The 12694-nt window shown below is 40.5% G+C and carries 14 protein-coding genes; 4 read left to right on the plus strand and 10 right to left on the minus strand.

Annotated elements, in window-relative coordinates:
* Positions 1–5: 5 nt before the first annotated feature.
* Positions 6–914, minus strand: a complete 909-nt coding sequence (locus KPY62_RS10725; RefSeq protein WP_216581973.1) for a hydrogen peroxide-inducible genes activator — start codon at positions 912–914, stop codon at positions 6–8.
* A gap of 373 nt (positions 915–1287) precedes the next feature.
* Between KPY62_RS10725 and ahpC the strand changes: the two genes are divergently transcribed.
* Positions 1288–1854: an alkyl hydroperoxide reductase subunit C gene (gene ahpC, locus KPY62_RS10730; protein ID WP_216581974.1), complete on the plus strand. Its 567-nt coding sequence runs from the start codon at positions 1288–1290 to the stop codon at positions 1852–1854.
* 110 nt (positions 1855–1964) lie between these two features.
* Here ahpC and KPY62_RS10735 read toward each other — a convergent pair whose 3' ends face one another.
* Positions 1965–2201, minus strand: coding sequence for a YdcH family protein (locus tag KPY62_RS10735; RefSeq protein WP_216581975.1), 237 nt, complete (start codon positions 2199–2201; stop codon positions 1965–1967).
* Positions 2202–2653: 452 nt separating this feature from the next.
* Here KPY62_RS10735 and ahpF point away from each other — a divergent pair, with 452 nt between their 5' ends.
* The gene (gene ahpF, locus KPY62_RS10740; protein WP_216581976.1) at positions 2654–4234 is read left to right on the plus strand and encodes an alkyl hydroperoxide reductase subunit F; all 1581 of its coding nucleotides are present in this window, start codon (positions 2654–2656) and stop codon (positions 4232–4234) included.
* Between the two features lie 376 nt (positions 4235–4610).
* Here the strand turns inward: ahpF and KPY62_RS10745 are convergent, their stop codons facing one another.
* From KPY62_RS10745 to KPY62_RS10760, 4 genes are all read right to left on the minus strand, one after another.
* On the minus strand, positions 4611–4943 hold the full coding sequence (locus KPY62_RS10745; RefSeq protein ID WP_201623550.1) for a TIGR01244 family sulfur transferase: 333 nt from the start codon (positions 4941–4943) through the stop codon (positions 4611–4613).
* A gap of 49 nt (positions 4944–4992) precedes the next feature.
* The gene (locus KPY62_RS10750) at positions 4993–5319 is read right to left on the minus strand and encodes a beta-lactamase hydrolase domain-containing protein (protein ID WP_216581977.1); all 327 of its coding nucleotides are present in this window, start codon (positions 5317–5319) and stop codon (positions 4993–4995) included.
* Positions 5320–5700: 381 nt separating this feature from the next.
* Positions 5701–7410, minus strand: coding sequence for a SulP family inorganic anion transporter (locus KPY62_RS10755; RefSeq protein ID WP_216581978.1), 1710 nt, complete (start codon positions 7408–7410; stop codon positions 5701–5703).
* A gap of 84 nt (positions 7411–7494) precedes the next feature.
* Positions 7495–7860: an ArsR/SmtB family transcription factor gene (locus tag KPY62_RS10760; protein WP_416384038.1), complete on the minus strand. Its 366-nt coding sequence runs from the start codon at positions 7858–7860 to the stop codon at positions 7495–7497.
* A 383-nt stretch (positions 7861–8243) separates the two neighbouring features.
* Here KPY62_RS10760 and KPY62_RS10765 point away from each other — a divergent pair, with 383 nt between their 5' ends.
* Both KPY62_RS10765 and KPY62_RS10770 read left to right on the plus strand, forming a co-directional pair.
* Positions 8244–9116, plus strand: coding sequence for an MBL fold metallo-hydrolase (locus KPY62_RS10765; RefSeq protein ID WP_216581979.1), 873 nt, complete (start codon positions 8244–8246; stop codon positions 9114–9116).
* 170 nt (positions 9117–9286) lie between these two features.
* Positions 9287–9724 (plus strand): thioredoxin family protein, encoded by a 438-nt coding sequence (locus tag KPY62_RS10770; RefSeq protein ID WP_216581980.1) that lies wholly within the window; start codon positions 9287–9289, stop codon positions 9722–9724.
* A gap of 109 nt (positions 9725–9833) precedes the next feature.
* Here the strand turns inward: KPY62_RS10770 and KPY62_RS10775 are convergent, their stop codons facing one another.
* From KPY62_RS10775 to KPY62_RS10790, 4 genes are all read right to left on the minus strand, one after another.
* On the minus strand, positions 9834–10235 hold the full coding sequence (locus KPY62_RS10775) for a hypothetical protein (protein ID WP_216581981.1): 402 nt from the start codon (positions 10233–10235) through the stop codon (positions 9834–9836).
* A gap of 187 nt (positions 10236–10422) precedes the next feature.
* Positions 10423–10782, minus strand: coding sequence for a SirB2 family protein (locus tag KPY62_RS10780; RefSeq protein WP_216581982.1), 360 nt, complete (start codon positions 10780–10782; stop codon positions 10423–10425).
* A 202-nt stretch (positions 10783–10984) separates the two neighbouring features.
* On the minus strand, positions 10985–11308 hold the full coding sequence (locus KPY62_RS10785) for a BolA family protein (RefSeq protein ID WP_216581983.1): 324 nt from the start codon (positions 11306–11308) through the stop codon (positions 10985–10987).
* Between the two features lie 265 nt (positions 11309–11573).
* Positions 11574–12386 (minus strand): M48 family metallopeptidase, encoded by an 813-nt coding sequence (locus KPY62_RS10790; RefSeq protein ID WP_216581984.1) that lies wholly within the window; start codon positions 12384–12386, stop codon positions 11574–11576.
* Positions 12387–12694: the final 308 nt, after the last annotated feature.

A 12694-nucleotide genomic window follows, 5' to 3' on the forward strand; every position in this document is an offset into this window, starting at 1 on the left:
CTGCTCTATTGAGGATGAGCGCTATCGTATAGCGCTTGCTTAAAGACTTCGCCTAATAGATTGACATCATCAACACGGGCATAGTTTAAGCGAGTAACAAAGGCAATATGGCGATGAGGACCTTTCTCGGCAAGCGGAATAGCTACAGCATTTTGATTCTGTAAATGTAATTGTTCGAGAGCCATTTGCGGTGCTAAGGTAGTACCCATATTGGCCAAAGCCATTTGAATAAGCGTGTTTAAACTAGCATCAGAAAAGCTAGATTTCATTTGTTCACGATCAAAATGACAAACTGATAAGGTCTGATCAGTCAAACAATGCCCTTCACCGAGTAGCATTAAGTTAGCAGCAGCCAGTTGGTCAGAATCGATAGTTTCAAGTTTGGCATGGTCATCGTCTTTTGGAAATACTGCAAAGAAATCCTCGCTCCAAAACTCAAAGCTATGCAGCCCATCAATAGCATAAGGTAAGGCAATGATAGCGGTATCGATGTGACCGTAGCGTACTTGCTCAAGTAAACGTTCAGTCTGCTGTTCAATGATAGACATACGAAATTCTGGATAATGCTGGCGTAAGGCAGGCAACACCTTAGGTAGCAAGTAAGGCGCAATCGTTGGAATAATACCTATAGTCATAGGATAAGCCAAGGGCGTCTGATGACTATGAGCACGAGTGGTCAAATCGTTGACCTCAGAAAATACCCGCTGCGCTCGAGTCAAGATGTCTTGTCCGATAGGGGTGATCAGTACTTGCTTATTATTGCGCTCAAAAATTTGAGTATCTAGCTGCTTTTCAAGCTCTGCTATGCCTAAGCTAAGTGCAGATTGAGAGATATTACAATCTTCAGCAGCGCGTTTGAAGTGACGGTGTTTGGCGACTGCTAAAGCAAATTCAAGCTGACGTAAAGTGATCATATAAATCCTCTAATAAAGGGCTTTCGATAAAGATAATAAGTGTAAGACTTAACAAAAATTAAAAATGTGACACAGAGAGCCAATAATACTATGATTTTTACTTACTTTTTTTAGCGGTTATATAGTCTCTCTATTCTATAGTGAACAAAGCAGTAGGCATAGATGGTTTACGTATAATTAGATAATGAGCAACACGCTTTAACAACATTAATAAAACCAAACATCAGAATAGAAACTTTTAAATAGAGTAATCATAAAATTAGCGTATAGTCTGTTTGGTAAGCCTAGCTAGGCCAACCGCTAACTAAGGTAAATATTAGCAAGTCTACTAGACAAGTGGTAATCAATTAACTTAATAATAAAGGATCTAATCATGGCAGCTATTATCAATCAAGAAATCCCAGAATTTTCAACCGAAGCGTTCGTAAATGGTGAATTCAAAACTATTACTTCAGAAGATGTAAAAGGTAGCTGGGCAATCTTTATGTTCTACCCACATGACTTTACTTTTGTGTGTCCTACTGAATTAGAAGACATGGCTAATCATTACGAAGAGCTAAAAAGCTTAGGCGTAGAAGTCTATGCGGTATCTACAGATACTCATTTTGTCCATAAAGCATGGCATGACTCTTCAGACGCTATCGGTAAAGTAACTTACCCAATGCTTGGTGACGGCACTGGTAAAATCACTCGCGGTTTCAACATCATGATCGAAGAAGACAACGCAGCATTGCGCGGTACTTTCTTAGTGGATCCAGATGGTCTTATTAAAGTTGCAGAGATTCATGACTTAGGCATCGGCCGTAGTGCAAAAGATATGCTACGTAAAGTTAAAGCAGCACAGTATGTGCGTGAGAATGACGGCGAAGTATGTCCAGCAGCATGGGAAGCTGGTCAAGCAACTCTAAAACCAAGCCTAGACTTAGTTGGTAAAATCTAAACCAGTTATAGCGTGTTAAAGCACATTTTGCGCTGTAAAGTTTAGCATATTAAAAAATGCCCCATTAGCTTAAGTTAATGGGGCATTTTTATGCTCTAAATGAATTGAGATTATAGTTTATTTTTATCTATTATTTTATAAATCTCATCTTTGAGCTTTAATTTACGTCGTTTCATTTGTTCAATTTCATCATCACGGCTGGCGTTTTTAACCCTATCTTTCTCAAGCTGATTAATTTGCTGATCAAGCAGAGTATGCTCATCAAACAGCACCGCGAAGTGGCTATCTTTTTGTTTGAGTTCGGCAATGATATCTTTATTATCGTGAAAAGTATCAGTTTTTCTCATGAGGTCATCCTTGTTTTATGTGGCACTAGTATAAGTACTAGCACTTTATGATGTAGATGGAGTTCTATTAGCTACTTCAACAATAAACTGGTCGAGCTAGGTCATCTTTTTAATAAGTAGCTACCTTTGATTGTAGCGAAATAATCACCTTGATACTATCTCTAACCATCTACAGCAAGCTATTACAACACACTAATAACAGCCCCGTATCTATTTAAAATACAAAATATTTATTACTATATGATTAGTTTTACTAAAGTTGATATTTGGATTTCTCAGCTTGCCCAAAATAATGAAAGCCTTGATAATAGAGGTATCAAAAGTTAGTAGATAACTATTAATAGCTGGTAATAGCTTGCCTATATTGAGCAACTGCTGATATTTAGTAACTACTGACTTACTACCTTTTAAAATTTTAATGACATTTACTCTATAATAAAATAGGAATTACCATGATAGACCAAAGCTTATTAGATGCAGTTAAGAGCTATAGCGAAAAGATGACTCGTCCTATTACCTTCGTATTGGGTAAAGGCGAACACGCTAAACGTGCTGAATTGATAGAGTTTTTGACTAGTATCGCTAATACTACTGACAAGATTAATTTTAATGCTGAAGCCAACGACAGTAGTTTGCCAAGTCCTATTAGTTTTGCTGTGCGTAGCCATATCGGTGATACTTTAGTTGATAATGGCATTGTGTTTAGTGGTATCCCTGGTGGCCATGAGTTCACGTCATTGATCTTAGCTATTTTGCAAGCGGGTGGTCACACCCTAAAGCTGGATGAAGGTATCCAAAAGTTAGTTAAGCGTTTTAACAAGCCGCTACAGTTTCAGACTTACGTATCTTTGTCATGCCACAGTTGCCCAGAAGTAGTACAAGCACTTAATCAGTTTGCCTTATTGAACGAAGGTATTAGCAATGAGATGATTGATGGGGCATTGTTTCAAGAGCAAGTAGATGCCAATAAGATTCAAGGTGTGCCTGCGGTATTCTTAAACGGTAAGCCTTTTGCTAACGGTATGATTGACACTTCTAAACTAATCGCAAAACTACAAGAGCAGTATCCAGATTTGTTAGGTGAAACGAGCGCAGAAGATACTGAGCAACTTGAGCAGCAAGATGTCACTATCATTGGTGCCGGACCAGCTGGCGTCGCAGCAGCGATTTATACTGCTCGTAAAGGCCTAAAAGTCACTATGGTCGCTGATCGTATCGGTGGACAAGTTAAAGATACTCAAGATATCGAAAACTTGATCTCAGTCCCTTTGACTAATGGTACTGATTTATCGAACAATTTGATCAAGCATTTGGGTGAATACAACATCACCATAAAGCAACACGTCAATGTTAAGTCGCTTAATCAAACCGAAGACGAAAACTACAGCATTCATCTTAATACCGGAGAGACTTTTGAGAGTCGTAGTATTATTCTAGCGACTGGTGCCCAATGGCGTAAGCTTAATATTCCAGGCGAAGAAGAAAACACGGGTAAAGGCGTGGCTTACTGCGCTCATTGCGACGGCCCTTTCTTCAAAGGTAAAGATGTTTCAGTGATTGGTGGTGGTAACTCCGGTATCGAAGCAGCACTAGATTTAGCGGGTATCGTCAACCATGTAACGGTATTTGAATATGCTGATGAACTAAAAGCTGATCAGGTGTTAATCAATAAAGCCCGCGAAAAAAACAACATCGAAATCATTACTAGTGCGGCGACCAAAGAAATCAAAGCCACTGATGGTAAAGTTAGCTCTATCGTCTATGAAAACCGCAAAACTAGCGAGATCAAAGAAGTTGATTTAGCTGGGGTATTTATTCAGATTGGCTTGATACCTAATACTGACTTTATCAAAGGTTTCGTCGATATGAATCGTTTTGGTGAGATTGAGATTGATGAGCGCTGCCGTACCGATCGCAAAGGCATCTTTGCTTGTGGCGACGTCACTACTGTACCGTTTAAGCAGATTAATATTGCTATGGGCGAGGGTAGTAAAGCAGCACTAAGTGCTTTTGAATACTTAGTAATGCAGTAAGATTAATAGTTCTCAACAGGGTTAGCTTATTTTAAAAAACCATCTCGATATCGTTAACTGACCCCATAAGTTGGATACAACTTTTGGGGTTTTTTTGTAGCTAATCTTGCTTTGCGCTCATATCTTGCTCACCCACTGGAGCGGTGACTAGAGTCTGGTGGTGTTCCTGTTACCTCGATAACTCCCCCAGCCAAGTCCCCGCAATCCAGTGTTCAAGCAAGGATAACCACTGCAATCAAGGCTAAAACGCTTCTTGAGGCAACGATCATAAAAAAGCCAGTTTTATATAATGCCTATAAAAAACGCCCATCATTATTTATGATAGGCGTAGTTAGAGAAAGTAGGCACAGACTATTTAGTTTAGTCATTAAATAGATTAGTCATCTAATAAATCCATCTGCTTGGCCGCTTCATAGATGCCTGTTGAGCGTGCACCAGTACGGCAAAATATCAAGATTGGCTGTTCGGCTTGATTAAAAAAGTCAGCGAACTCTTCAACATGAGGCTGGGTAAGTCCAGTTCCTGCAAAAGAAATCTCTTTATAAGCAATACCGGCCTTTTCGGCAGCAGCAGCAATATCAGCGCTAGTAGGCTGGTTGCTCTCTTCGCCGTCAGGGCGATTATTGATAATGGTTTTAAAGCCATTTTCGGCCAGCATAGCAACTTGTTCAGGAGTGACTTGTCCTTGGATACTAATATTATGCGCCATAAAAATTCCTCGGTTTGGATTATTGATTCAAAACAGTAATAGATTTAGCCTAGAGCAGACCTTGCATCAATGCACTTTGATAAAGCAGTTTAGCGCGAGCGCCAGTACCACAAAACATCAAGATAGGCTTAGGAAAAGCATGATAATAAGTGGCAAACTGTTCGACAGTAAGTAAGCTTAAGCGTTCATCGTCAAAAGGTAGATGATGGTAGGCTAAGTTTGCTTGCTTAGTAGCAGTGGCTAGCTCTTGGCTGCTTGGCTGAGTGATATGCTCGTCATCAGGACGAATATTAATCACTGAACGATAGCCTAGCTCAGCAATTCTAGCGCATTGCATGGGATAGATTTGTTTATAAATAGTGAGATTATCAGTCATAAGTAATGTCAGTTGCTTGTGTTGAGTAGCGGTTACTTGAGTATTAACCTCTAAACAGAATTTGAAATTGTAGGCTTACAGTATAACTGAGCTTAAGCGTGGTGAATATAGTTCAATTAACAACTTGGTTATAGGCTAGGCTACTTTTATAGTGAATATTTGATGCCGCCTATCTTATAATTATTGTCTTATGCTAAGTTGTTTATACTAAATCGTTTATATTGAGTCGTTTATATTAAGTGTCTTATAGCAAGTGCGTCATATTAAGTCATTCATCTTCCGGTGCGATGAGCGATACTAAATTTAGGATTCGCTCATGATCGCTCATCAAAATGCTATTTTATAGCAGATAAACAACCGTGATTAGCTGTTCAAAATAGCTTAGATATCTTTTAGAGCATTAACAGCGTCCATATTGCTTAAATACACTTGTCCAGATAGTTTAGAGATCAACGGCGTATGTTCAATAATGTCCATTACTGGCCCCTTAATAAAGCTAAAATGTAGACGCTTGTTCTGCGCAGCAAGCTCTCGATTAAGGGTGATCAGCATCTCTTGGGCGGTGAGGTCAATATGATTGACAGCAGCCATAATTAAGATGATTTCCTTGGCCTCAGCATACTTTTTCGTCGCTTGTATAACGTGACGATGCACTGATTCGCTATTACCAAAAAACAAACTCTCATCAATGCGTAGCATCACTAAGTTATGATAAGTAATGACATCATGACGATTAATATTGCGAAAGTGCCCAGTACCTGCCAGCTGCCCGACGACGGCTACATGTGGCTGGCTGGACTGCAAAATCAAGCTAGCAAAAGACACCATCAAGCCGATCACTAGGCCCGTGTTTAAGCCAAATATTAGCACCCCAATAAAAGCAGCTATAAAGCTTGCAGCATCTAAACGATCACGCTGCCAAGCCGATTTAAAAGTAGCAATATCAATCAGTCCAATGATTGAGGCCATAATAGTGGCGCCTAATATCGCATAAGGCAGGGGAGCAAGGGCTGTGCCAAAAGCAATCAAAGCAGCAATCATCACGATTATAGTAACTAGACTGGCCAGTGGGGTTTTAGCCCCTGAGTCAGCATTAATAGCGGTACGCGAAAATCCACCAGCAACCGCAAAGCTCTGAAAAAATCCACCAGCTAGGTTAGCCAGTCCTAAGCCAGTCAGTTCGCGATTGGCGTCGAAGATCTCACCACGTAGGCGGGCATAGTTACTAGCAACTGAGCTACTGGAGACAAAGACAATCAATGCCATTAGACCCGCTGTTGGCCATAGATTCAGCGCCTCACGTAAGTCTGGAGTATAAGGCAAAGTAAAACTAGGTAATCCCTGCGGAATAGCGCCAATAGTGGCTACCCCAGCAGCAGACCAGTGCAGTACTGAGCTCAGTAACAGCGCGCTGATGAGTAGGATAAGAGGAAACAAGCGCTCAGCCCATTTGGCGTAGCTGACCGATAGCCACGAGCGCCAGACCCACTGGCTTGCATAGCGATTAGCGACTAACAAGCTAAAAGCCGCCACCCCAATCAATAGCGTTAATGAATGCAGTTGCTGAGCATACTTTATCATACTCGAAATATAGCCAACTAAGCTGTTGCCAGCGACTGGAATATCCGTTAAGTATTTGAGCTGGCTGACGAAGATCAGTACCGCAGCACCGCTAATAAACCCAGCTGAGACCCCGCGACTAATGAACTGCATAATCCAGCCAAGTTTCAGCCAGCCTGCAATCCATAACAGCGCACCGACCATTAAGGCTAGCAGACTGGCCATTAATGCATACTGCTGAGCCCCCTGGTCCGCATAAGCATGTAGAGCACTAGCGGTCATAATGGCGGTGATGGCAACAGGACCCACTGCCTGTACGTTGCTGGAGCCAATCCAAGCATAAACCATAACGGGCACTATAGCGGCATACAGCCCATAAACAGGCGGCAGACCTGCTAACACCGCATAGCCCAAGCTTTGTGGAATGACTAACACCCCTACCACTAATCCGGCGACCAAATCAGTGGGTAGGGCGGGAAGTGGATATTGACGCAACCAAATCGGTATCAGACGCTTAGCAGCATTAGTCATAAGAAAGTACCATCGTCTTGAACAGTTATCAGGTTAAGCTTAGCATACAAAACAGCGGTCAAATCACACCGCTAGCTGTCAATTTTACTTTGAACAAAAGCGCTCGTAGAGGAGCTGCAATACCGCTAAAGCATCATCACTGGCGATACTATAATAAATTTTTTTGCCTTCGCGACGAGTAGCTACTAGCTTGTCTTTACGTAGAATGCCAAGCTGTTGTGATAAACTTGGCTGTCCAACACCAACTGAACTCTCAAGCTCGCTAACACAATATTCACCTTGGGTTAGTTGACACAGCAATAGCAAACGATCAGGGTGTGATAATGACTTCAGAAGTTTGCTTGCTTGCTGTGAAGCTTGTTGCATTTGCTTAGCAAGATCTAACGGAACAAAGTCAACTATATTTGCTGATTCTAAGCTATCGCTTTTATCAGTATCAGTAGGGATCAACGGGGTCGTTAATGAAGTAGTAGTTGTCAGAGCGGACTCCTTAAGTAGTCACAGTAATATCATTATTTTATACTAATTATTATGTTATTTAGGGCGTTTTGGACATTTACAAGTCGATTACTGCCGTAGCTGACCGTCCGCTATTATCTAATCTGAGCGAGCTGAAAGTTAATTATATAGTATACCCAATATAATTATCAAAATTTACATTATATAAATTGATAAAGTATTTAGAGGTTGTTATATTGACTATGAGTTTGACCTTTAACTAAAGCTGCCAAACTCTATTACACCTTGGCAGATTGGCAGACCATCAATATAATTAGAAGCTAGCGATAGTAGCCTAAGACTAAACACTAAGTTTCGATTACAGCGAGGACAGCATGCAAGTACATTCTTTCTTACATCAAGACACAGAGACTTTTACCCACGTATTAGCAGATACCTCAAAGCAGCTATGCGCCGTTATCGATCCTGTACTGGATTTTGATCCTAAGTCAGGAAGTACTGGCAGCACCGGAATCGATGAGGTTATCGAATTCGTGCGTAGCCAAGAGTGGCAGCTGGTTTATATTATTGAGACTCATGCGCATGCTGATCATTTATCTGCTGCCATCCACTTGCAACAAACCTTAGGTGGCGAATTGGTGATGGGTAAATATATCACTCAAGTACAGAAAATATTTAAGCAAATTTTTAACTTCGATACTAGTTTCCGCACTGATGCCAGTCAGTTCGATATTTTAACGGCAGAAGGTGATACTTTGGTCTTAGGTGAGATTACTATCACTGCTATGCATGTGCCCGGACACACGCCTGCTGATATGGCTTATATCGCTACTGATGACAGTAAAACAGCAGTCTTTGTGGGTGACACGCTATTTGCCCCTGATGTAGGCACTGCTCGTTGCGACTTTCCAGGAGGTGATGCTCGAACTTTGTATCAATCTATCCAAAAAATATTAGACCTAGCTGATGATACAGTAATTTATCTATGCCATGACTATCCTAGCCAAGGTCGTAAGCACTGTGCGACTACTACAGTTGCTGCACAAAAATTGACTAATATTCATGTTAAAGAAGGTATCAATGAAGAAGAGTTTGTAGAAATGCGTGAGCGCCGCGATGCTACTTTAGAGATGCCACGATTAATAATCCCTTCAGTACAAGTCAATATCGATGCTGGTAAATTGCCTGAGCCTGAATCGAATGGAACTCGTTATCTAAAAGTCCCTATCAATGTACTTGGGCAGTGATTCTATAGCTTTAGTTAATATGATATAAATAATCATTTTACTATTGCTAGTCTAGATATGTCTAGCTTATTATTTAAAGTTGCTGAGTGCATCAGAAACTAGTTTAAGCTAACAACCATAAATCTTTATAATAAACTGAACTGAATAATAATTAAAATAGGAGTTACCCAATGAGTGAGCAAAGCTTGCATATCGTTTGCAATAATTGCCAAGCGACTAACCAGTTACCAGCTGAGCGTCTAGCGGCTAATCCTAACTGCGGTAAATGCGGCGAGGCATTGTTGACAGCTAGCGTGCATGAGCTAACGACGCAATCAGCCAATAAAGTTATTCAAAACAATGATGTCCTAACTATTGTGGACTTTTGGGCGAGCTGGTGTCAGCCATGCTTAATGATGGCACCACAGTTTAAGACGGCTGCGAGTCAATTACCGCAAGTAGTGCTGGCTAAGCTGCAAACCGATAAACATGAGCAAGCAGCAGCACCCTATAACATTCGTAGTTTACCGACGATGGTGGCTTTTCGAGGCGGTAAAGAAATAGCACGGCAGTCAGGTGCTTTGTCTAGTGGTCAGATCGTACAGTGGATACAAAGCTTGCCATCATAAATAGCTTTTGATGCTAATTGCCTGCATTTAAGCGACAAAAAAGCCAATACTTTACTAAGGTATTGGCTTTTTTTTATGTTAAACGTTCAATATCGACTATTGTTTAACTCTATTCACCATAAACCTTGATACCATTGGCAAAGCTACAGCGCTGAATACGAGCAGATTGAATGATGGCATCACGCTCACCATAGAGCCGTGATAACTTAATATCGCGTGCTTTAGTATCGTTGCTTTTGCCAACGCCAAAGCTAATATTAGGGGAGATACCCCAGCGTCCTGCAGAGATACCCACGCCAACCCCAGAGGATGATAAAGTTGAGCGCTCATTACGTGTAGCCTCAACATAGCTATTGACTCGATTGTACTCTTGAGTGAGCGCTTGGCAGTCATAGCTTTGATAAGTGCTGGGCGGTACATATTGTGGGGTTAGATTGCCACTAGTTGCACAGCCTGAGAGACCAAATATACTAGCTGCGCTCAAAAGCGTTGCTGCTGTAAGTTTTTTCATAGGGGCTCCGTAAGGCTAAGGTATTGTATTTGCTTGAAATATATTAATAATCTAGCACAAGTGTTTAAGATAGTAAAATTAAAGCGCTGGTGATACTAAAAATATAGCATTTGAAGTCTAACTCGATGCTAAAACACGACAGCATTAAGTATAGATTGATTTAGATCCAAAACTTAAAACTTGTAATTTAAAAAAAGTTAGCCGGTTTGGTATAAGCCAATACTACTATGCCTATATAAGCTATGGTGGCGATAGAAACCCCCACTTTAGTTTGTGACGGCAGGGCATTTGGACTAAAGGCTTTTATACTGGAGCTAATAGCAGCAATAAGTAAAACAATTTTGGCCAATACCCATTGGATAGGAGCATTAACACTTAGTAGTTGCATCAGCATCCAGCCGCCTGAAGCAATAATTAAGGCGTAAAGAATATGATTAGCAATTTTGATTACTCTTGGCGGCCGTTTCTGCGCGCTCAACACTAAGTAGCTCTGATATATAAATAGGCCTATCACCAATAACGCCAACAGAGTGTGCAAATGTTTCATTAAGTGTTGATCCTTTAGTATGAAAGTTCACGAATGAGAGCGATGATGCACTAATCCATATGAAGTCTGCTGGAAATATATAAAAATATAATGATAAAAGTATAATAATAAAATAGCTGTTGTTTATAAGCGATAATTCTATAGGCATTGAGGTTAGCTAGCAGCTACTAAGAGTAAAGATGCTATTATTTTGTCATATCTATTATGAGTTTTGACCTGCACATAGCGGGCTAGTAGGGCTTTGAGTTTGCCGCTGCCACTCCGCAGGCGTATAAGCATGAATAGCAAGCGCATGAACATTACCCCCTTTTGAAGTTAATAATTCTGCGACTGAAGCATAAACCAGCTGATGACGTGCCACTAGACGTTTATTATCAAAAACTGCGCTGACGATAGTGAGCTTAAAATGGCTTTCTTTACCTTCAAAATAGCCAGCATGATTCATTGACTCATTAATCAATTCAAGGTGTTCAGGATTTAATTGCTGTAGCACTAAGTCAAGAGCAGCAGCAGTAGGCGTATTCATAGTTATACCTCAATGATCTAAACACTAAACAGTTATAAAAAATTAAGCGTTTAGTATAACAGATACTAAAACCTAAATAGTATAGAGCTAAAGTAAGGTAGCAGTACGCTAGGAATGGTTGTACTTTACGTATAGCTGATTGATATGCCTCAGTATATAAAATACTCAAGCAAAAAAATAGAGCATGAACAGTCATTCATACTCTATGGATATCTCAAATGCTAGACTTACTCAGTTTACTCTATTAGTCATAAATAGTTAGCAACTAGCGACGTGATTTTTGATACAGCGGCGTGACCTTGGGCATCAAAGCTTGCAACTGGGCAATACGATTGCTACTTGATGGGTGAGTGCTCAAAAACTGTGGTGGCTCACCTTGGCTGGCACGTTGCATCTTTTGCCATAAGCTAATAGCTGCTTGTGGGTTATAACCGGCACGGGCCATTAGCTCAAGACCGATTTGATCCGCTTCACTCTCTTGAGTACGACTATGTGGACGACTTAAGCCAAAGTCACCAGCTAAGTTTGCCAGTTGTGCTTGACCTTGTGAGAGACCGAATACACTAGCAGCTACACCAATACCAGTTTGTGTTGCATACTCACGCGACAGGCGCTCACGTGAATGCTCACGTAAAGCATGTGACATCTCATGACCCATAATGGCAGCAATTTCGTCATCAGTTAAATTTAATTTATCAATAATGCCAGAGTAAAACATGATCTTACCACCAGGCATAACAAAAGCGTTTAGCTGATCAGACTTGATAGTGTGGACTTCCCAATTCCATTTGGCTGCATCTGGACGATAAACGCCTACTTGACCTACTAAGCGATTGGCGATGCCTTTTAAGCGATTAAGCTGAGCTTTATTAGTATCAAGTACACCTTTAGCCCGTGCTTCTTGAATATTTTTGTTATAGCTTTGCGCTGAAAGCTGTAATACTTGCTCGCTAGATACTAGCAATAATTGCTGACGATCGACACCGATAGCACCACCGCTAGTAGTAGTACTACAACTTGTTAAGCTCAGTACTGATAGTGATGCTGCCATAACTGTAGTAGTTAGTAGCTTTTTCATAATATACTTCCTCGTAAGAGATAAAATTGTACAAATAATAAAGATGGAAAATAATTCGCTTTATTATAGTAAGCATTACTGCGCAAATCCAATACTGCAATAGTAACAATACAGCGTAGCATTGTAAGTAAAAATATTTACTAGCAGATAATTCATAAGTTATGTAATGATAGGTAACTAAAACACAGATATTGCTTGATATTAGTGCTAAAAAAAGGCGGTAGCAATAGAGATAATGGTCTATAAAATATTTTTCACTCTAGCCGTTGCTGTCTGATTTTATCAGACATTCCTATGAAAGCTGATTC

The sequence above is a fragment of the Psychrobacter sp. TAE2020 genome, from assembly GCF_018919485.1.
In the GTDB taxonomy this organism is placed as follows: Bacteria; Pseudomonadota; Gammaproteobacteria; order Pseudomonadales; family Moraxellaceae; genus Psychrobacter.